Raw genomic sequence first — 21,682 nt, 5'->3', positions numbered from 1 at the left:
TTCGGAGACCTTGCCCCCATGTCCTTCAAATCCCTCGATGAACTGCGTGCCGCCTGCCTCGATCTTCCGGCTGGCAGCGACACCGCCGCCGGCGCCGTCGCCCGCCGCCAGGACACACTGACAAAGCCGCCGGGCAGCCTTGGCAGGCTGGAAACGATCGCCGCCTGGCTTGGCCGCTGGCAGGGCCGCGACATGCCGAAGCTCGATGCGGTGAAAGTCTTCGTCTTTGCCGGCAATCACGGGGTCACCGCGCAGGGCGTCTCAGCCTATCCGTCGGAAGTCACGGTGCAGATGGTGGCGAATTTCGCCGGCGGGGGTGCTGCCATCAATCAGCTGGCCCGCATTGCCGGCGCCAAGCTGGACGTCATTCCGCTCGATCTCGATCATCCGACCGGCGATTTCACGCAAGTGCCGGCGATGGACGAGCAGGCATTCCTCGCCGCCGTCTCGACCGGCTACGATGCGGTGACCAAGGACCTCGATCTCGTCTGTTTCGGCGAAATGGGCATCGGCAACACCACCCCGGCTGCCGCGATCTCGACGGCGCTGTTCGGCGGCGGCGCCGAAAAATGGACCGGACGCGGCACCGGCGTCGACGACGCCGGCCTGAAGCGCAAGGTGGTGGCGATCGAAGCTGGCCTCAAGCGCCACGCCGATTCGCTCTCCGACCCGCTGAAGATTGCCGCGGCGCTCGGCGGACGCGAGCTCGCCGCCATTCTCGGCGCCACGGTCGCCGCGCGTAAGAACAACGTGCCGGTGCTGCTCGACGGTTTTGTGTGCACCGCCGCCGCCGCTCCGCTCGCGAGGCTGCATCCAACCGGCCTCGCCCATACGATTGCCGCCCACGTCTCGGCCGAAGCCGGCCACCGCCGCCTCCTGGAGGCGCTCGGCCTGCCTCCGCTGCTCGATCTAGGCATGCGGCTCGGCGAAGGCTCCGGCGCCTGCCTTGCTATCAACATCGTCCGCTCGGCGCTGGAGTGCCATACGAGGATGGCGAGCTTTGCCGAGGCGGGGGTTTCGGAGAAATAGGCTGCAACAAATGGCGGGTTGCCCTTCTGGGGCAGCCCGTCCGCCAAGCCTACAACAAGTCGCCAACGGCCAAAGCAGCCGATCGACTTGGCCAGCGGGACTTCCATCTAATCAAAGAGAAATTTGGTGGTGCTGGCAGTCAGTGGCGAACTAGTCTCTGTCTGATTTTCCCTGTTAGGCGCCGAAAAACAGCGAATTTTGGGACACATTAGGCCCCGGGATCAAATTCGACTTTGAATCCGGCAGCAGTTTCAGCACCTTGGCAGGCAATTCCCTATTCGGCCTAACAGGGAAATGAACCAGGCCCTAACAGGGAAACGCTCCGAGCTTTTCCAACGGAGGCCGCCCGACGGTGAAATGATCCTAAGGATCCACTTCCCGACGGTGCTCTTGCGACAACGGAAAGGCTCCTCGTGACACGCGGCTTTGTCACTCCGACCGCAGCGGCGAACTATTGCGCCCAGTTCGTCGACACTATCTTCAGCGTCCGTGTCGTCAATGGTCGAGGGGTGGATCTGCCTTGAAAACACCAAGGCGAGCGACCGCCACAGAACGGCCACTGCAACGGGGAGGAACATTGTGACAACCGACGCTAAAATTGAGTTGGATTTTCCGATGCAGGCCGGCCTGCTCGACCGGGCGAGGATCGTGGCCAGGCCCGGGTTCAACCGGTGGCTGGTGCCGCCTGCAGCGCTGGCGATACATCTGTGCATCGGCATGGCTTACGGCTTCAGCGTCTTCTGGCTGCCCTTGTCACAAGTCCTCGATGCGCAACAGCCGGCCGCGTGCGCCGACCTGAACCTTCTTTCCGCGCTGTTCACGACAAGCTGTAACTGGCGCATATCCGACCTTGGCTGGATCTACACGCTCTTCTTCGTGTTGCTCGGCGGCTCCGCAGCGATCTGGGGCGGCTGGCTCGAGAGGGTCGGGCCGCGCAAGGCGGCCGTGGTGGCGGCGTGCTGCTGGTGCGGTGGAATGCTGATAGCGGCCAGCGGGATCGCCGTGCACCAGCTCTGGCTGATGTGGCTTGGCGCAGGCGTGATCGGCGGCATCGGTCTCGGCCTCGGCTACATCTCGCCGGTGTCGACGCTCATAAAATGGTTCCCAGATCGGCGCGGGATGGCGACCGGCATGGCGATCACGGGATTCGGCGGCGGCGCGATGATTGGCGCGCCGCTCGCCAATCTGTTGATCAGCCACTTCAAGACCGTGGATTCCGCCGGCGTCTGGCAGACCTTCGTCGTGATGGCCGCGATCTACTTCACCTTCATGATCGCCGGTGCGTTCGGCTACCGGATCCCCCCGGCCGGATGGCGCCTCGAAGGCTGGACGCCTCCATCCGCGACAAAGACGTCCATGATAACCACCCGCAATGTGCATCTGCGCGACGCGCACAAAACAAAGCAGTTCTGGATGATCTGGCTTGTCCTTTGCCTCAACGTATCGGCCGGCATCGGCGTTATCGGCATGGCTTCGCCGATGCTCCAGGAAATCTTTGGCGGTCGCCTGCTTGGCCAGCCGGAGTTGGCCTTCAATGACCTGTCGGCAGAGCAAAAGGCAGCGATCGCGGCGATCGCGGCCGGATTTGCGGGATTGCTTTCACTGTTCAACATCGGCGGGCGTTTCTTCTGGGCGACGTTCTCGGACAAGATCGGGCGCAAGAATACCTATTACACCTTCTTCATCCTCGGCATCGCGCTCTATGCGTTGGCTCCAACCGCCGCGCATATGGGCAACCAGGTGCTGTTCGTGGCGATCTTCTGCATCATCTTGTCCATGTATGGCGGCGGCTTCGCCACGATACCCGCCTACTTGGCGGATATTTTCGGAACCCAGTTCGTCGGTGCCATCCACGGGCGATTGCTGACGGCCTGGGCCACGGCCGGCATCCTGGGTCCAGTCATCGTGAACTACATCCGCGAGTTTCAGCTCGCGGCGGGCGTGCCGCGCGCGCAGGTGTACGATTTCACCATGTACATCCTGGCCGGCATCCTGCTGCTTGGCCTTATCGCCAACACGTTCGTGAGACCGCTCAGCGACAAATGGTACATGTCGGATGAGGAGGTCGCCGCCCTGCAAGCCAAATCCGCGGTATCGCAGCCCGGTCCCAGCGGCGGCTTCGGCATCGGCAAGGGTGGGCTCGACGGCAAGGCGCTGCTTGCCTGGACTGCGGTCGGAATCCCGGTCCTCTGGGGCGTCTGGAACACGCTGAAGAGCACCGCCGCTTTGTTCGTGCTCTTGGCCGATCCGCGCATCATGACAACCTTCCGCATTGCCATGGTCCGCTCTATGTTCGAACTCGGTGAACACGACGTCGATATTGATCGCGACGTTCACTACCGCCCAGTACCAAGAGACATGTCAGTAATGCGGTAGGCCGGCCGGTGCGGTCTTATAGCCTCCAGATGAATAGTCATGAAGGAGGACGGTACCAGTTTGGAGGATCCGAGATCGATTTGGACTAGTAGTCTGGAATGGGACCAAGAGTGGACCGGCAGCTTGTCACTCGGAATTTCAAATTCGGACCTTTGAAGGCGACTGGGGCGAGCGGAACGTCTGCGGGGGTAACTGCGCGCGCCTAGCCGACATCAACAGGCAATATGACTCGACGAATTTCTGTAAATTGTCGTATCTCTGATGTTTACGCGAGCACTGAACTACAGGTTAAAGTACGTCATCACTCGATACGTTATGATGGTTTCTTGGTACGACTCGTTAGCTTCTGATACTCTTTGTACATGACCGCCGTTATGACAGCTGTTGTGTATTTTATGGTCGTGGTGCGTAGCTGACTCTGGTACAAAGTTACCTGTCTAGATTTGACGCCGGCCTTCTTGAGTTCCGCGCCGAACTTGTCCATGTAATCGCCGCAAGCGCGATCTATAGTTTCGCCAATTTCGAGGCGTTTGGAGTTGCTTAGGTTCTGCGCCATGGTATTGACCGTGCAACTCCGATAGCCACTGATTGTGCTGGTGATAGCGGAGTCAGTTTTCGTGCCACTGCTGGTAGTTGAACAACCAGCAAGCGTGAATAGTCCGATAAGGACAAAGATAGCCCTCTTCATTTTCGTACTCCCTCTGCAGCTGCAGCTGATAGCGCGCCGTCTCTCTGCCTGGTTACTATTTGTGTTACTTAGATTTGAATTCCTTGACCGGGCTAATTACTTCGTCGTCCAACCATTTCTGGATATCTTTCTGAAGCGCTTCGCGCACGTTACCCACACGCTCGCCGACCCCCCAGATACCTTGCTTAAGGTCCAGCATGGTGTCGGCTGCCTTGTTGGATAGATCCTCCGTGTCTGCGGTGCCGTTTCCGAAAGTGTCGTTGATCCAAGCACCTAAGGTCCGCTTGGCGGCATTGTTGACCATCCCTTTGGCTACACCCTTCTGCACTGTGCGTGTGTCATCATTTGTCCAACCGACGTTCTGCTTGAATTTACCCCACGTCGTGCTGTCGGCCGCCAGTTTCGCGGCGTTCTCGGCTTCAATCTGTTCTTTCACTTGCTGTCGGCGGAAAGCGTCGATTTGCCGTAGTCTGAGCTCCTCGGCCGACGGTTCGATTGGCGCGTAAGTCACCGGCCGCGTGTGAGGCATGGTCGGCCTCCATTTACCCTGTGTGGACTGGGACGGCTGGCGTGGTTGCGGGTTACTGATTGCCTGTTGAATGACCTGCCCCAACAGGCCAATTCCTACACCGATCAGCGCTGCCTCGCCGGCGCTGAGCCCGCCGCCGCCACTCCCGCCACTGGGTACTGACGGCACATAAACTCTGGCGCCGCCTGATGATGGGGGAGAAGCGCGACATGCCCCTGGCTTCTGTTGGCAGTACCGACCGTCGTTGAAAGCATCCTGGGCGTATAAGTGGTGGACAGTCGACATTGTTAGCGCGACGACAAGCCCTACTGTGCGTTTCATGACCTGACCTCCATTTCTTGCATTGATATCCACTATGCGTCCCGCCCCCGCTTAGTTCTCCGTATCCCGTTCTCTTGAGTGAACGTTCTTACGGCGACTGCAATCAGCAAGGCGAGGGAGGCTTGGCTCAGAGCCGGTTGCGGGTTATGGCCAATATCTCTCAGAGGCGCTGTATGAGCCTTGAATGGACGTGATCATTTCCCACCCGCCAGGCCTGAGATAGGCTGCGCATCTTGTTGAGCAATATCCCTGGTCCTGCCAAGTAACCATTATCGTCCTATTGCAGTTGTTCTTCACGTAGGATCGTCCGTTTTGAAAGTAGAACTGTGCGCAAGCTTCGCAATAACTTACTGCGCATACGGACATGACGATAGATGCAGCCAGCTTCGTTTTAAGCAATTTCATTGCACTTCTCCTATTGTTTCTGGCTAAGCCAGGTGCTTAGATCTCTTAGGTTTGCATCAGAACTGCCGACTGAATCTCGGCCACTTACTGCGCAGAGCAGGCATCGGGGCCCACACATTCAGGCGTATACCCACCGCCGGATGGATTCCAACTTGGATTGGTTGTTGGCCTGTAGGGCACTGTCGGGGGCGGGATGTAAGGCGCTGGTCGACGGACGGGTGCCCTGCGAGCCGGCTGCCATAGGCTTGGGTTCGCCAACATGGCATTGGCGGTGTTGTTTAAGGTGCTGTTGACTTGGGCTGTTGTGCAGCCGGTAAGGGTTGCCAGCAACAATGCTGAAAGTATAATACGCATTTCATCTCTCCTCTCCGGTCGGTATTGATTTGCAAAAGGTGCCTTGCCAGGCCCAATCCATCAATATTCGCTCAGTGAGGTATTTGCGGAGATTTGTTTAGATTATTGCGGAGAACCCTGCGACGCTTAAATAGATCGCGCTATTCATCATAATTCATCATAATTCATAGACGATCATCCAGCCGCAGTTGCAATCCGTCTCCAACGCGAGCACCGTGTCGTCGAGCGTTCGGCTCGGGTTCGGAGATTCCACTCGAAATGCTTGCAATGCAGAAGTTGCCCGACACGCCAAGGCGCAGGATCCTGCTGGTGGAAGACGATCCTACGCTGCGAAGCAACTACCAAACATTGCTGGGCGCCCACCGCTTCGAAGTGATGGCTTGCGAGAACCCCAATGACGCGATTTCAGCTTTTGTCGGTGGACAGTTCGACATCGTCATTTTGGACGTCACACTGGGTTCGGAATACGAGGCCGGCTTCGACTTGTGCCGGCAATTCCGGGAAATGAACAAGACGGTTCCCATCATTTTTCTAACGGAGCACGACGACGAAGCTGATCGAATTAGCGGCCTCCGGATGGGGGCTGACGATTATCTCGGAAAAACCATTTCTGGGGCATATCTTGCGGCCCGCGTGAATGCCCTATTGCGCAGGGTGGATGCACTGAGAGCAGAAGCTACTATCCCCTCGCCGGAAAAGGGCCCAGAGAAGGGTTCCTTCCTGAGAATTGATGATCGGCTCTCACGTGCCTATTGGGACGGAAACCCACTCGAACTGTCTTTGACGCAGTTCTGGATACTACGTGAGCTCTTCTCGAACGCCGGGCTTGTGCGCTCGGTGTCTGAATTGATGCGAGCTGCAAACATCACTGTTCAGCCGAACACCATTGTCGTTCACATCAAAGCCATTCGCGAGGAGATCCAAAGGTTCGCCCCCGACTTCGCTTGCATCAAATCGGAGCGAGCCCGGGGATACCGCTGGGTGGAGGACTAGACGCCTCGCACCGGAATTGCCAGCGACGCAACCACGCCGGTTCCATCGTCCAAATTTTTCAATTCAGCGCTGCCACCGTGCTGTTCGGCAACCAACCGAACCAAATAGAGGCCAAGTCCATGGTGTTCGCTGGTCGGCGAAGCCCTGGTTGATGAAAAGGGGCCAAACAACGCTTCGGTGTCTAGCTGAACAGTCGGCCCCTGATTTCGAACGCTAACGACTGCCTCTAGCCCACGGGGCTGCAATGAGATGTCTACGACGCTGTGCTCGGTGGCGAACGATGATGCGTTCGAAAGCAAATTTTGGATCGCCTGCTCGATGAGCAACGGGTCGGCATCATGGATGAGGATCGGATGATCGCACTTCAATGAAAACTCCAGCCCGGAATGGGTTTGCCTGAAATCGTCGACCAAGCCGACCAGGAGAGCATGAAGATCTATCCTCTCATGCTGTCTCTCGCGCACGTAGGCCTCGACGTCGGTGGCCCGGCTGGCGCGCTCAATCAAGTTCCAGACGTTCTGCGTTCCGATCGTTGCGCGGTTCAGAAATTCCGGAACGCGATCGTCACCGTTTGCAAAGAGACTAAGAAGTTCAAGGCTGGAATTGATCTGCGCGACAGGCTGGCGAACCTCATGTCGAAGGAAGCGTGCAAAGGTGCGCAGCCATTCCAGATGCGTGGCATCTTGCTGGGTCTGCCGTGAAAGCCGCTCTCGTTCCCTAGTCTCCGTCAGGAACAGCTGCCGCGAGATCAACTCCTTCTGGTAAGCGCTTAGCCCCATCAGCAAAAAGATAACGACTAAGGAAGTTTCGAGGCTACTGGCGATAGCAGGGCCTATGTCGGAGCTGTATGCCAGCGAAGCTATATACATTGTGATAGCCAGCGCAGAGACGATGAGGCTAAATCTAAATAAAAGCCCTACAACGAAAAAAGCATAGATGAGTATCATTATGATAGATGAGTAATTGTCTATTATAACCGCTTCGTTTGCTCGAAAAGATAGGATTATAATTCCAACGCTGAAAATGAAAATTGCCAGCGATCCAGATAGCTGTGCGTATGACTTGTACAAATTTGAGTATGTGAGTGCAATCTGTGACAATAGAACAGGAAGGAGAATTAGGAATCGGACGAGTATGGCCCTGTCAAGCAAGGCTTTGTCTAAAAAAAGAAACGGGTCGAGCGTTACGTAGATGACAGTAAGGATCGCGGCGAAACCGTAGGCGTAGCGGATATGAAATATCGCGGAATCAAGAACAAAACTTTGGTATCGCGCTTCTTCTGACTCTGATTCGAACCTTAGGGTTAGCGGGTTAATTCCATGCCGCTTAAATGTGGACTTGAACCCTCTCCGTATATCACTAGGCATCGTAGGTTGCATCCGGAGGGCCGCCCTTTTCTAACATGGCAGCCTCGTCTCCTGCTCCAAGCGAAGTCCTAGCATCCCAAAGAGCGGCAAACACCTGCGGGCCCTCCTCATTGGCACCAGTTCGGGAGCAGCTCGCCCCGATCGCAAACCATACTTTAGCCTGCGCTTAGATGCCACCCGCGCTTGACGGAAGTGAATTCGACTCTCGGATGGATTGCGAAACCGGGAGACTTGCGCTTGTGTGCTCGACGCAGGACCGTCTAGTCCTCACGCAAGCAATGCCGGCTGTCGAACACAGAGCATGCCCGTCTTCGACGACGCAAATGGTGCATCCATCGTTGAACTGCCGACATGAGGGGTCGTCGCCAATCCGTTTTGCCAGGCTTTCTCCAGCGATCGCGGGAGAGAGCCCGAGCAAGAGAGCGGCCACTGTCAGTTTCATATCCAAAATCATATTCGTTCTCCCAACCTGTTTCTAAGCGTTGGACGAGAGACAATGGCACTTCCTTGGGGTGCTTGGAGATTTTTTGCATCGGCCGGGCACAATTAACGGCGCAAGTCGATCAGCAGAGTTTTTCGATGGACTATCCTGGTGTCAGTGACTGCCGATCGCTAGGCGAGTTCCGTTCGGACCATTCGCCGAATGATGACAGCTTTCGGGGCCGGGAGGTCGCTCTCATCGGTCACAAAGGAGGCGCAAAGCAGACATGTCGTCTGCGGGCCGTTTGCCGACCGGCAGTTTCTGGCATCTAAAAAAGCGATAGCGGACATTCGATCCGGTAGGCCCGAAGTTCGTGACTTGGCGTTAGGACGACATCGCCAACACTCGCGCCAATCCGGCCAGCATTGCTACTCGGACAGTCCAGCCAGTCGAAGGCTCTCGGCGATGAAGTCGCGATCCTCCTGTTTTCGAAACGGGTCGATTTCGACATACTGGCCGATTGTCATCTCTGGCATTATCGACGTGAGTTTCTCAATTTCCACCTTCGCCTCACCTAAGTGACCAAGGCGTGCATGGCACATCGCTAGGTCGCCATGAATGTACCAAAATGGGTGGACCTGCCGAGAAAATGCCAAGATCGCTTCTTGGTATCGTCGCAGCATTAGCAGAGCCATGCCCCGGATTTCCCAGTGCCATGTCGCCGGAATTGGATCGCGCTGAAGCAACTCATCCATCGTCTTGAGCGCTATTGCGAAGTCACCGTTTCGCAAGAACAACTCTGCTTGGTACGCAGTTGCTACGGCATTCGCCGGATTTAGGCTGATCGCCCGTTCCAGATGAGAGGCTGCCAACTCGTATTGTTGTTTGAGAATCAGGGCCATTCCGAGTAGCGCATGCCCGATGGAGTCGCCTTCATCTAAGGCGATGGCGGTTCGAGCGGCGGCTGCCATTTGGTCGAGAATGCTCGCTTGCGCGTTTTCGAGGTACTGCACGTAGAACGTGGCGGCTCGCATAGCATAAGCAACGGCGTATTCAGCATCCAGTTGGAGAGCCCTATCAACAAATGGCATTGCTCGCGGAGCATCGTGCAAGGCAACATATTTTTTTGCCAATTGAACGCAATCATAGGCCGCTAGGTTCGGGATGTTCCGGTTGCTCGCATCATTGGCTATGGCCATTTGAAGCCGCGCTTCGAGCGTGACAACAATGGTCCGGACAACTTCGTCTTGGACGACGAAGATATCTTCAAGTTCGCGATCATAGCGTTCAGCCCAGAGTTCCTGACCAGTGGGCGTATGGATGAGTTGGGCCGCCACGCGGACCCGTTTGCCGAAGCGCCTCACGCCGCCCGTTACGATATATTCGACATTCAGTGCCCTTGCGATTTCCTGAGTACCAAGGCCCTTCCCTTTGAAAGAAAACGATGAATTCCGGGCAATCACGAAAAGGTTTCTGAAGCGCGAAAGTTCGGTCAGAATGTCTTCCGCGATGCCTTCAGCGAAGTAATCCTGCCCCGGGTCTCCTCCCATGTCAGAGAAGGGCAACACGGCTACGCTGCCTTTGGTCCGCGTTACCGAAGCGTGAACGATGCCCGCGGCCTTGGGCAACGTAGTGTCCAAAAGGACATTGTACACCCGTATTGGCTGCTCGATGTTCTTAAGGCTGTACTCGCCGGTATCCTCGAACGCCAGTTCGAGCTTGTTGCCGACATTTTCCCGAACGGTAGCGGACACAGATACACCACCTGGCTTGGCGATCGCCTCGATTCGCGAGGCGATGTTCACGCCCTCACCGAAAATGTCATCGCCCTCAACTATGACATCGCCAAGGTTAATGCCGATGCGGAAATGAATTGGGGGGATAGCGGCGAGATTTCGCTCGCCCATCGCTCGCTGGATCGCCGCGGCGCATTCAACCGCACTCACTACACTAGGAAATTCGACCAGCGCTCCGTCGCCCATCATCTTTACGATGCGGCCGTGACGCGCGGCGACAGCGGGGTTGAAAGTCTTCTGCCAAACCTCCCGTAGCGCCGCAACAGCACCCGCCTCGTCAATTCCGATCATGCTGGAGTACCCGACAACGTCGGCTGCTAGGATGGCCGAAAGCCGGCGCGTCGTCTGCTGTTCCACCATACCGATCCCACAGTCGATGGCTGAGGAATGTGAGACTGTACGAGCTATTCTTGGTGTCTGAAAGTCGATTGCTTCGGGAGGACCGCAAAAGTCCGGAGGTGGCGTAACTTCGACCTACAGCGTCATTGCCGGCAATGTCTGTTTTCAGAGGATGTCAGGAGCCCACCGAAAGCAACGAATGGACCCGTCCCTCAAGGCAACCTTTTGGCGGACGTCGAGCGAACAGGGCGGCGCCGGCCCTTAATCCTCCGGAATGGACTTCGCCTAACGTCACAAATACCATCGCCGCAGCTGGTTGCAGGAGGTCCACACAGGTGGCCGAAGAACGTCTGCTCCGCCGATTGGCCGCCATCCTCGTTGCGGATGTAGTCGGGTTTTCGCGGCTGATGGAGTCCGATGAAGCGGGCACGCTTGCCACGCTCAAAGACCGCCGGACCTTGATCCTGCAGCCCACGGTGCGCGCAAGGGGTGGCCGCATCGTCAAGTTTATGGGCGATGGCGTGCTCATCGAATTCGCCAGCGCGGTAAACGCGGTGACCGCCGCAATTGACCTGCAACAGAAGATGTCGGAAGCCAATGGTGACTTGCCAGATCAGAGCCGCATTGTGCTCCGCGTAGGTATTAATCTCGGCGACGTCATCGGCGAAGGTGCGGACATCTATGGCGAGGGCGTCAACATCGCCGCGCGCCTCGAGACGCTGGCGGAGCCCGGTGGTATATGCATTTCCGGCAAGGTTCACGACGAGGTACGAGGCAAGGTCGACGCCGCCTTCGAGGACGCGGGCGAACGACAGCTCAAGAATATCGCCGCGCCGGTCCGGGTCTATCGTGCCGGACCTAGCGCCGTGCCAATGTTACCCAAGACGATCTCCCCCGTTTCCAACAAGCCGTCGATAGCCATCCTGCCGCTGGACAACCTCAGCGGCGATCCCGACCAGAAATACCTGTCAGACGGCATCACCGAGGACATCATTACCGAGCTGTCCCGGTTCAAGAACCTTTCCGTAGCCGCTCGTCATGCCTCGTTTCAGCTTGGTGGCAAAGGCGTTAACCCCGTGGTGGATGCGCGCGATCTCGGTGCGAACTTTGTTGTCGAAGGTAGCGTGCGGAAAACGGGCGAGCGGATACGCATAACCGTGCAGCTGATCGACGCCGGCAGCGGCAACCACGTTTGGGCCGAACGATTTGACCGCGAAACACAGGACATTTTCGCGGTGCAGGATGAGGTCGTCGCGGCGATAGTTGCGACGCTCGAAGTGCACATGATGAGCACTGCCGTAGCGCAACTGCGCAAGAAGCCAACGTCGAGCTGGACCGCCTATGACTTCTTCCTGCAAGGCAGAGAAGTCGCCCGCCGGGCCAGCGACAGGGCAGCTGCGCCCTTCTTGGATCGTGCAATTTCCATCGATCCCGATTTTGCGCAGGCTCACGCTATGCTGGCCATCGCGCACCTCGGCAGCTACTGGTTCGACGCCCAACCATCAACGCTAGACGAGGCGCGCCTTGCCGCGCAAAGGGCCTTGGAACTGGACAGCAACGACGCGATCGTCCAGCAGGCCAATGCGATGGTCGCGCTCTGGCTGGGACAGCACGAACGTGCGAGCATGCATTTCAACCGCGCCGTCGATCTCAATCCTGCTGACGCGGAGATTCGCGCCGACCGGGCGGAAGCGATGCGATTTGCCGGCCAGCCAGAAGAGGCGTTGATCGAGATCGACGAAGCGCTGCAGAGGAGCAAATTGCCACCGCATTGGTTTTGGTGGATTCGCGGCGGCATATTGATCGACCTAGAGAGGTACGATGAAGCCGTTGCCGCCCTCAGCAACGTCCCACAGAAGGAATATGGCGCGTGGCTCCAGCTCGCAGCCGCTCACGCCCAACTTGGCCATCTATCCGAGGCCGCACGAGCACTGGGGATGGCGCGGGAGCTCCAGCCGGACATCTCTTTGCGAGATGTCGTCGCGATGAACCCGTATGCGCACAGGGAAGCGGGTGACGCGCTGTTCAACGGATTGCGGAAGGCAGGCTTGTCGGAGTGAACAGGCCACCACCCTTCCAGCGGCTGTCTCGGCGCCCCGGGCCTTTGCGACAGGTTGACTGCAGCATTTTGCCATTTATGGCGTTGGCCAGCTTACCCCCTGAGGGCTAGGATGCTGGCCTTCAAGATATCTCTTCGCCTTCATAGCTGTCCCTGCTTTCGAGCACGGTCCTCTGTCCGATGGGCGGGCGGCTAGGCCAAGGGATTTGCGATGGTGTCGTCGTGGCCGAGCAACCACCAGGTACGCACCAGCCCTTTGCCACGCACCTCGATCGTGCCGCGCTCCTCGAAGGCGAAGCGCTCCCCTAGCAGTTCGCGCGTTGCTGGCGCTACCTGGATCTTGCCCGGCTCACCAGTCGATTCCATGCGCGAGGCGGTATTCACCGCATCGCCCCACACATCGTAGAAAAACTTGCGGGTACCAACGACGCCCGCCACCACCGGACCGGAGGCGATACCAATGCGCACCGGCACCGCGCGCCCCTTCGGATCAGTGAGCCCCGCAAGAGCATCGCGAATGTCGAGCGCCAGCGCGGCGAGCCGCGCTGCATGGTCGGATAATGGCTCAGGCACTCCGCTGACCACCATATAGGCATCGCCCGTAGTTTTAATCTTTTCGAGCCCGTGTCGTTCGACCAGACCATCGAGGGACCTGTAGACGCCATTGAGAAACGCCACCAACTCCTCCGGAGTGGTATCGCTGGCGCGCGCGGTGAACCCCGCCATATCAGTGAACAGGATAGAGGCAGCCGGATAGGCGTCGGCGATCGTCGTCTCGGGCTGCTCCTTGAGGCGCTTGGCTACCTTAGGCGGGAGTATGTTGGCCAGCAGCCCCTCCGAGCGCTGGTACTCGCGCTCCGCCGTCGCTTCGGCCCGCGCGACTTGCCGGAATGCATAGAACATCACGGTAGACAGCAGCACCGTGTTGATGATCGCACTGGTGACGAAACTGCCCCAAAACTGCACTTCGGGCGAGACCAGCCCGGTGTTGTCCGGCGTGATAAGCCTCAGGAGTATGATCAGGCCGGCCGCAATCGCGCCGGCAAGGGCGGCGAGCACAACATGCTCGGTGCCAATCAATAACATGAAGAGAGTCGACGCGGTCAAATAGAACATGTAACCGCCACCACCGGTGCCGATCTGGTAGGCAGAACGGAAGATGGCCCAATAGCCGAACGCCGTGAAGACTAGCGGCGCCGCCAGGGGGCTGAATCGGTGCAGCAGGGGGAGCGCCGCGAACCCGGCCGCAATGCCGGCGTTAGTCAGCCCGCGCGTGAACATCCCGGGCGCTGGGTCGAGCATCCGCAGGATCGCAAAATATCCGGCCTGCGCCGCACAAATCCACGCCGCGATGTTCATGGCCCGCAGCCGGCGCGCGACCTTTTCCGGATAGCCGTCGGTGCCGAACCTTATGTTCGGAAGATATCGCACATAAACCCCCACTAACGGCCATCAGGATCAGGCCGCCCCATCCGGGTGTCAAGCTGGGCGCAGTCAACGCACCCGGTCCGGTTGATGTCACGTGTGTTTGTAGACACCGCCGAAATGCCGCTCAAAACTGCCACGGCGTCTTTGGGGCCGAAATCGGAGGGTCGGCTCATGGCGCCCGAGCGCTTGCGGGCGCTAGGTGCGGTGCGCCCGAGCCCTACAGCTAGCCAAGAGCAGCCAAGGGGCGCGATAGACTCCACACCTTATGGCCCCTACAATCCCGACAATTTCTTGGCTCCAGGTCAGCGCCTTGTCAAATGGCCAAAGAACGCAGTCAGCGCCGTCTTGCCGCCATCCTCGCAGCCGATGTGGTCGGTTACTCCAGGCTCATGGGACTCGACGAGAACGGAACTCTGTCGACGTTCAAGGCCCATCGCCGCGAACTGGTGGACGCCAAGATAGCTGAGCATCAGGGAAGGATCGTCAAGCTAACCGGTGACGGCTTTCTGGTCGAGTTCCCGAGCGTGCTAAATGCGGTGGCCTGCGCCACCGAGATTCAACACAAGATGCACGACCGTAACGCAGAAGTGCCGGCCGACAGGCGCATTGAATTCCGCATCGGCATCAACCTCGGCGATATCATCATCGAGGACGACGACATCTTTGGCGACGGCGTAAACATCGCGGCGCGGATCGAAAGCATGGCTAGGCCCGGCGGTATTGCGGTGTCCGGCTCGGTCCGGGACAGCCTGGGCAACAGGTTCGCGCTCGAGTTTGAAGATACGGGCGAGCAGACCCTCAAGAACATCGAGCGACCGGTACGCATCTACAACGTCAACCTCTTTCCCGACGCGAAGCACCCTCAATTGGTCAGTACAGCGCCCGTCCAAAGTGAGAAACCGTCGATCGCCGTGCTCCCCTTCAACAATATGAGCGGTGATCCGGAACAGGAGTATTTCTCGGACGGCATCACCGAGGACATCATCACGGAACTGTCGCGCTTTCGTTCGCTGCTCGTGATCGCCCGCCATTCGTCCTTTGCGTTTAAGGGCCAGGCGATCGAAGTAAAAGAATTTGGCCGCAAGATGGGCGCGCGTTACGTCATTGAGGGAAGCGTGAGGAAATCGGGCAGCCGAATCCGCGTCACGTCGCAACTTGTCGACGCTTCCACCGGCAATCATGTTTGGGCTGAGCGCTACGACCGCGACCTGTTGGACCTCTTTGCCATACAGGAAGAATTGGCTCACGCGGTAGCCGCCACGGTGGGCGGTCGGGTCGAGGCGGCTTGGCGAGAGCGCGCGATTAGCCTCAGCCCGAATGCACTCAGAGCCTATGACCTGGTCTTGCGTGCAAGGGCGTTCATCATCAAGTTCACCAGAAGTGACGGCGAGCAGGCTCGGATGCTGGCGCGCCAAGCAGTCGAGGCCGACCCGGCCAGTTCTCAGGCCCACGCCTGCTACGCATATTGTTGTTTTGTGACCCAAATGGCCCATTGGTCAAAGCATCGCGATCGACTGCGAACTGAAGCCAGCGAATTTGCGAAGCGGGCGGTAAAGCTCGACGATACCGACAACAACGCTCGCTGGATTCTTGGCATGGTGCATAATGCCAGAGGCGAATACGATGAAGCGCGGTTCCATCTCGAGAAGGCCCTTCAAAACAATCCGAATGACACGGAAGCGAGGGGCTACTACGCGTATTTTCTCCATACGATCGGACGGCCCGAGGCGGCGATCGAGCAGTTCGAACTGTCGAGGCGGCAGAACCCCTATGACTTCGCCTGGTATCCGTGGGGGATGGGTTGGGCATGTTTCACCGCCCGCCGCTACGATGACGCAATTGTGTCTTTGAAGTCGATACCGGAACCAATCAATGAAGTTCGAGGAATATTGGCGGCAAGCTACGCATATGCCGGACGGTTAGCCGAAGCGAATGCGATGCTGGAAGAATTTCTGCGCATTGCCGAGGATGACATGGTGGTCTTCCCAGGCCGCCGGCTCAAGGATTGGGATGAGTTCTGGCGCGGCGCTGCCTGGTACCAGCATGAGACGGATCACGATCATCTAATGGACGGTCTGCGAAAAGCGGGGTTGCTGGAATGACGGCCGGAGCCTGATTCTTCTCACGGAAGGAGCAGGACCCAATCGGTACAATCTACGATGGGCCTGCAGCGCACCCCGATCAAGATCGTCGAACGTTTCCTTGCAAAGGGCCATGGGCTTGTCGACACTACATGAGCCGTGGTCAGCCTTAGCCATTGGGCTCTGAAACGGGCCTGTTTGGGCATGTCGTCTAGTCTGGCAGGCCTGCCAGACGCCAGCCATCGACGAAGGGCTGCGCGGTAATCATACTCTTGAAGGGCAAATTCGTCGTGAAATCAGCGATTTTCCAGTCTGGATTTTCAGCGAGAAATAGACGGGCTTCCTCCCGTGCCTCAGGAACGCGGCCGGCAAGAGCAAGCGCGGCAATCAGGTGCTCCCTCGAACCCGTCCCGTAGGTTTCGTCCCGGCTTAAGGAAGCAACAGCTTCTTCGTAGTGACCGGTGGAAATTTGGGCCATTCCTATGATCCAGAAATACCAACCGGGTGGACGAGGATTTAGACGCAGCGCCTCTGCACAGGCTGTCAGCGCCGCTTGCGGCTTACCTAAGTAGATTTCAAGCTCACCCATCCACGCAACCGCATCTGAATTGTTGGGATTTATGCGAATGGCAGCATCGAATTCGGATTTTGCTTCATCCCAATTGCGTTCAAATAGCTGAACGCAGCCCAGGATCCTGCGCGCGTGGGAATCGCCGGGATCGATTTCCACGGCTCGTTGCGCGTGCATCAGCGCCTTTCCACGACCGGGTATCTGTGGTTCTCCCCAAACAACCCAGCCAAATAACAGCGCAAGGGCGAGATTGCTGTGCGCTTCGCAATAGTTTTGATCAAGCGCAACGGCACTTTCCAAAGCTGAGCGTGCATCGTCGTTGTCTGATCTTGAAATGTTCCATTTGCCTCGCGACCTAACACAAAGATCATACGCTTTGAGATTTGACGGTCGGGAACGGGCAACGATATTCTTCTCACCAAGCTTGCCAGAAATCGCTTCAACAACGCGCCGCGTGACCTCATCCTGAACGCTGAAGATATCGGCTAGATCACGGTCAAAGCGTTCGGCCCAAACATGATTTCCGCCGCTTCCAGCGTCAATCAACTGCACGTTAATACGGAGTCGCTCCACCGAGCGACGTGCGCTACCCTCGAGGATGTACCTCACCCCCAGATCTTGGGCGATGTGGCGCACGTCGATCGACTTGCCCTTGCAGGCAAAGGTAGAGTTGCGGGCGATGACGAAGAATCCAGGCACGTTCGACAGATCGGTGATGATGTCCTCAGTCAGCCCGTCGGTGAAGAACTCCTGTTCAGCATCGCCGCTCATGTTGACGAACGGCAGCACGGCGATGGAGAGCTTCGGCGGTGTCGCCCTAGCCTGATGGCTTGTCGCGGATTCTGACGTTGCGGCCGTTTTCTTGGCGATACCAACCTGTAGCAAATAAACCCGGATGGGCTCCGGGATGTTCTTGAGCTGGGTGTTGCCGAGATCGGTGACCGAGAGGTCGAGCCTCGCCTTAACCTGACGATAGGCATCCTCCGAGAGGCAGATGGACCCGGGGGCAGCGACGCCCTCCAGACGCGAAGCGATGTTGACGCCGTCGCCCATCAGGTCGCCGTCGCTTTCTTCGACCACGTCGCCCAGATGGACGCCGATGCGGAAATCGATGCGGCGGCCCTGCGGCACGCCGGCATTGCGCTCGACCATGCCGTTCTGCACCTCGATGGCGCAACGCACGGCATCCACAACACTCCGGAACTCGACTAGCGCCCCATCCCCTGTGCGCTTGATCACACGACCGTTGTGCACAGCGATTGTTGGATCGATCAGATCGCTACGCAGCGCACGCAGCCGCGCCAAAGTCCGGTCTTCATCCTCGCTGGCGAGCCGGCTATATCCGACCACGTCGGCAGCAAGGATTGCGGCTAGCTTGCGATTTTCGCCCATCGCACGATCTCCTTGACAGGTAGGATAGCAAGATCGTGCGATGGAGGGAATTTTCGCGGCAATGCTGGCAATTCGAGGATTGATTTGCGCATCATCAATCCCCAACCCTTCGATGCGGCCACCGGTAGGCACGTCCAGCCGAAGGCGATGCCGCCTCGAAATGCCTGATCCGGCCCAAAGCGGCGGTTCTCAGGCCGCTAGTCGGGCAAAGATATGTTACTATCACACCAAATCCATGTGACGTCTTTGTATTCGAGGAGACATGGCGCGCCCGGAACGAAAGCTTGTAGCGGTTTTGGCTGCGGACGTAGCCGGTTACTCGCGTTTGATGGGGGCCGATGAGGCCGGGACCCTCTTCTATCTAAAGGCACTGCGCGCCGAAGTGATCGACCCAAAGGTCGCGCAATTCAGGGGTCGGCTCGTCGGCACCGCGGGCGACAGTCTGCTAATCGAGTTTCCAAGTGCCGTCGACGCGCTGCAGTTCGCGGTCGAGACGCAAGAGCGCATAACGGCACGCAATACTGATCTTCCGTCGGAACGTCGCATGGCGTTCAGAATGGGTATTAACGCTGGTGAGGTGATACTGGATGAGACGACCATCTACGGCGATTGCGTAAACGTCGCCGCAAGGCTGGAAAAGGTCAGCGAGCCCGGAGGCATCGTCATTGGGCGCAGCGTTTATGACCAGGTAAGTGGCAAACTCCCTTACGAGCTCGTCGACCTTGGCGATCATGCGATGAAGAACATTGCTGGGGTGGTTCGCGCCTACCGGGTCGAAACGGGAGAGCCGGCACCAGAAGCTCCGGTCGCTATCGCCTCTGCGAAGGACCTGCCGCTTCCGTTCAAGCCATCCGTAGCGGTGCTTCCCTTCACAAACATGTCTGCGGACCCCGAGCAGGACTATTTCTCAGATGGAATAAGCGAGGACCTCATCACCGAGCTGAGCCGCAGTCAAAGCCTGTTCGTGATCGCGCGCAACTCCTCGTTCGTCTTCAAGGGCCAAACGGTAAACATCACGGAGGTCGGGAGGAAGCTGGGAGTACGCTACGTTGTCGAAGGCAGCGTTCGAAAGGCTGGAGCACGCGTAAGAATTACGGCGCAGCTTGTTGAGGCGGCGTCCGGAAATCACGTCTGGGCAGAGCGTTATGATCGAAGCATCGACGACCTCTTCGCCGTGCAAGACGAAGTGACAGAACGGATCGCCTGGGCATTGGTCGGCAAGGTTGGAACCGCAGAGATTGCCCGGGCCAGGCAGACGAAAACAAGTCTGGGCGCTTATGACGCATTCTTGCGCGGTATCGAGGCCGCGCACCGATTTACGGAAGACGACACCATCGCCGCTATTGAGTTCTTCAAGTTGGCTCTGCGCGAGCAGCCCGACTCGGCGCGGGCGCATGCATGCCTCGCGGACGCCTACGCGATGCTCTCCGCCTTCAGGGCCGACGAGGGTCTCAAGGCGTTGGCGATGCAGTCGGCCTTGCGGGCGATTGAACTCGGCGATACGAGCGGACTCGCAGAGGCGGTTGTTGCTGCACTATACGCATGGAAAGGCGACTTCGAGGCTGCGGAGACTCATGGGCAACGCGCGCTCGTCCTCGGACCTACAAATGCTTTGGCACTCAACTGGGTTGGCTACATCTCTCTTTGGGACGGTCAGCTCGCCATGGCTCGCGAGATAGGCGAGCGGCTGCAACGGCTCAATCCGCTAGAAGACCGTGATATTCACGAGCTACTCGCCTTTACGCATTATTTACTCGGCGACTATGAGGCGTCACTGCGGTCTTTCCGCCGTTGGGATAACAACAACTATGATCGGGGATTTGCCAATCTGGCTGCATGTTTAGGCCAGCTAGGACGGGCCGAAGAGGCACGATCGGCCTGGGCCAGATGCCTTCAATGCAAGCCGGGTTTCACTCTGTCCGACTACAAGCGCGACTCGCCATATCGCCGCCACGAGGACTTGGAGCATTGGCTTGATGGGCTGCGGAAAGCAGGCATTGCGGATTGAGAGATGACCGACTAACGAAAGGCGGTTCCCAGAAGCGCAACGGCCGCAAATCAGTGACCCGTGACGATTTTCGTCCAGGTGCGCGTAGCCACACGCTGCGTTTTCTGATCGTACGGAAAGACGGTGAAAAGCTTCTTTAGCGTGGCATCGTCAGGGTAGATCGCCGGATCGCCAAGAATGTTTCTTTCAACGAATTTTTGCGAAGTCTTGTTGCCATTGGCGAAAAACACATAATTTGTGTTCCTCGCAGCCACTTCAGGCTTCATCAGGTAGTTAATGAAGGCAGTCGCTTCGTCCACGTGCGGCGCATCTGCGGGGATTGCTAGCTGATCGAACCACATCACAGTGCCTTCCCGGGGGATCGAGTAGGCGATTATGACACCGTTACCAGCTTGGGCAGCACGGTCGCGCGCCTTCAGGACGTCGCCCGACCAGCCGATCGCCAGGCAGATGTCGCCGTCCGCCAAAGCGTTGATGTACTCGGATGATTCGATTTTGCGGATGTCGGGACGAATACGCATCAATGCCTCTTCAGCCTTGCCGAAGTCTTCCGGCGAGGTGCTCTCGGGGTTCACCCCGAGATAGTTCATCGTGATGGGCAGAATTTCGGTGGGCGAATCGACCATGTAGATACCGCAATCGGCAAGCTTCTTCAGCTTCTCGGGATCGAAGAAGAAGCCCCAACTGTCGAGCCTGTCGACACCAAGCGCGGCTTTGATCTTCAAGGTGTTGTACCCCAGACCCACCGTGCCCCACATGTAGTTCACCGAATATTGGTTGCCCGGGTCGTACTTGGCGGTGCGCTGCTCGATGACGTCCCACATGTTGGCGATGTTGGGCAACTTCGATCTGTCCAGCTTTCGGAAAACTCCCACCGCGACCTGGCGGGCCAGGAAACTAGCGCTTGGCACGACGACGTCGTATCCGGAGCCGCCAGTGAGCAGCTTGGTCTCGAGGATCTCGTTGGAGTCAAAGACGTCGTACACAACCTTTATGCCGGTTTCCTTGGTGAATTCGTCGATGACCGTGGGATCCAAGTAGTCCGACCAGTCGTAAAGGTTGACGACCTTATCAGCAGCGTGCGCGGACAGGGTCATGGCCCCGACAAGTAACGACGCAACCGACCAAAAAAGCCCCTTGCGGATCATGTTCTCACCATTGTTTGCAGTTCCCAAGCTGCGAACGCTCCACATTGTACACCACCGTCCACCGTTCCAATATTAGTACATGCTGAAAAGATTAAGCGCGGAATGTGCAACTCGATCATCGAATGCGCCCGACCATGCGCTGCGGTGCAGCCCAGATGGTCTGCTCGGCTGTTCGCTCAGATGTCCGCTTTCGGGCTGCGGCTAGGGTCTTCTCAACGACTGATTTGAGGCGCTAAGCTGCCATTCGCTCAACTCCATCAGACTAGTAGTCGGAAAGGGGCCGGAAGCAGACGGTCCGGTTGAGGGCGCGAATTTGCAAGGAAGGCGCCCTGTCCCATCGCTCGAATTGCCATCACAGCATTTCTCGTGACGGGTTT

At 57.9% G+C, this 21,682-nt stretch carries 12 protein-coding genes and 1 pseudogene; 6 read left to right on the top strand and 7 right to left on the bottom strand.

Translation table 11 applies throughout. From position 1 onward, the window contains the following. The first annotated feature begins 18 nt into the window (after window positions 1-18). Together cobT and EN852_RS06620 are read left to right on the top strand one after the other, a co-directional pair. The gene (gene cobT / locus EN852_RS06625; protein WP_127874319.1) at window positions 19-1,029 is read left to right on the top strand and encodes a nicotinate-nucleotide--dimethylbenzimidazole phosphoribosyltransferase; all 1,011 of its coding nucleotides are present in this window, start codon (window positions 19-21) and stop codon (window positions 1,027-1,029) included. A gap of 615 nt (window positions 1,030-1,644) precedes the next feature. Next, a pseudogene (locus tag EN852_RS06620) lies at window positions 1,645-3,261 on the top strand (OFA family MFS transporter); the annotation flags it as partial. A 457-nt stretch (window positions 3,262-3,718) separates the two neighbouring features. On the opposite strand, the gene EN852_RS06615 reads toward EN852_RS06620, so the two are convergent. Both EN852_RS06615 and EN852_RS06610 read right to left on the bottom strand, forming a co-directional pair. Further along, entirely contained in the window at window positions 3,719-4,093 is a 375-nt protein-coding gene (locus EN852_RS06615; RefSeq protein WP_127874321.1) for a hypothetical protein, read from the bottom strand. Between the two features lie 64 nt (window positions 4,094-4,157). Further along, the gene (locus EN852_RS06610) at window positions 4,158-4,943 is read right to left on the bottom strand and encodes a hypothetical protein (RefSeq protein WP_127874322.1); all 786 of its coding nucleotides are present in this window, start codon (window positions 4,941-4,943) and stop codon (window positions 4,158-4,160) included. Window positions 4,944-5,960: 1,017 nt separating this feature from the next. Between EN852_RS06610 and EN852_RS06605 the strand changes: the two genes are divergently transcribed. Continuing rightward, window positions 5,961-6,695 (top strand): response regulator transcription factor, encoded by a 735-nt coding sequence (locus tag EN852_RS06605; RefSeq protein ID WP_127874323.1) that lies wholly within the window; start codon window positions 5,961-5,963, stop codon window positions 6,693-6,695. Here EN852_RS06605 and EN852_RS06600 read toward each other — a convergent pair. Together EN852_RS06600 and EN852_RS06590 are read right to left on the bottom strand one after the other, a co-directional pair. Then, window positions 6,692-7,642 carry an ATP-binding protein gene (locus EN852_RS06600; protein WP_189545762.1) on the bottom strand — a complete coding sequence of 317 codons (951 nt, stop codon included), beginning with the start codon at window positions 7,640-7,642 and terminating at the stop codon, window positions 6,692-6,694. The two genes, EN852_RS06605 and EN852_RS06600, sit on opposite strands and share 4 nt — an antisense overlap. A gap of 1,269 nt (window positions 7,643-8,911) precedes the next feature. Next, window positions 8,912-10,636 carry an adenylate/guanylate cyclase domain-containing protein gene (locus tag EN852_RS06590; protein WP_210238227.1) on the bottom strand — a complete coding sequence of 575 codons (1,725 nt, stop codon included), beginning with the start codon at window positions 10,634-10,636 and terminating at the stop codon, window positions 8,912-8,914. A 317-nt stretch (window positions 10,637-10,953) separates the two neighbouring features. On the opposite strand from EN852_RS06590, the gene EN852_RS06585 reads away from it, so the two are divergent. Next, complete coding sequence (locus EN852_RS06585; RefSeq protein ID WP_127874327.1) at window positions 10,954-12,678, top strand: adenylate/guanylate cyclase domain-containing protein; 1,725 nt, start codon at window positions 10,954-10,956, stop codon at window positions 12,676-12,678. Window positions 12,679-12,869: 191 nt separating this feature from the next. Here EN852_RS06585 and EN852_RS06580 read toward each other — a convergent pair whose 3' ends face one another. After that, window positions 12,870-14,108: an adenylate/guanylate cyclase domain-containing protein gene (locus EN852_RS06580; RefSeq protein WP_127874328.1), complete on the bottom strand. Its 1,239-nt coding sequence runs from the start codon at window positions 14,106-14,108 to the stop codon at window positions 12,870-12,872. Window positions 14,109-14,422: 314 nt separating this feature from the next. Here EN852_RS06580 and EN852_RS06575 point away from each other — a divergent pair, with 314 nt between their 5' ends. Beyond that, window positions 14,423-16,207 carry an adenylate/guanylate cyclase domain-containing protein gene (locus EN852_RS06575; RefSeq protein WP_127874329.1) on the top strand — a complete coding sequence of 595 codons (1,785 nt, stop codon included), beginning with the start codon at window positions 14,423-14,425 and terminating at the stop codon, window positions 16,205-16,207. 190 nt (window positions 16,208-16,397) lie between these two features. Here EN852_RS06575 and EN852_RS06570 read toward each other — a convergent pair whose 3' ends face one another. After that, the gene (locus tag EN852_RS06570) at window positions 16,398-18,149 is read right to left on the bottom strand and encodes an adenylate/guanylate cyclase domain-containing protein (protein ID WP_127874330.1); all 1,752 of its coding nucleotides are present in this window, start codon (window positions 18,147-18,149) and stop codon (window positions 16,398-16,400) included. Between the two features lie 262 nt (window positions 18,150-18,411). On the opposite strand from EN852_RS06570, the gene EN852_RS06565 reads away from it, so the two are divergent. Next, window positions 18,412-20,157, top strand: coding sequence for an adenylate/guanylate cyclase domain-containing protein (locus EN852_RS06565; protein ID WP_127874331.1), 1,746 nt, complete (start codon window positions 18,412-18,414; stop codon window positions 20,155-20,157). A 50-nt stretch (window positions 20,158-20,207) separates the two neighbouring features. Here the strand turns inward: EN852_RS06565 and EN852_RS06560 are convergent, their stop codons facing one another. After that, window positions 20,208-21,305 carry a polyamine ABC transporter substrate-binding protein gene (locus EN852_RS06560; RefSeq protein WP_127874332.1) on the bottom strand — a complete coding sequence of 366 codons (1,098 nt, stop codon included), beginning with the start codon at window positions 21,303-21,305 and terminating at the stop codon, window positions 20,208-20,210. Between the last annotated feature and the right edge of the window lie 377 nt (window positions 21,306-21,682).

This window comes from Mesorhizobium sp. M2E.F.Ca.ET.209.01.1.1 (assembly GCF_004010375.2).
Taxonomy (GTDB): domain Bacteria; phylum Pseudomonadota; class Alphaproteobacteria; order Rhizobiales; family Rhizobiaceae; genus Mesorhizobium.
Note: the sequence above shows the minus strand (reverse complement) of the source record. Positions and strands in the feature narration are given on the sequence as shown.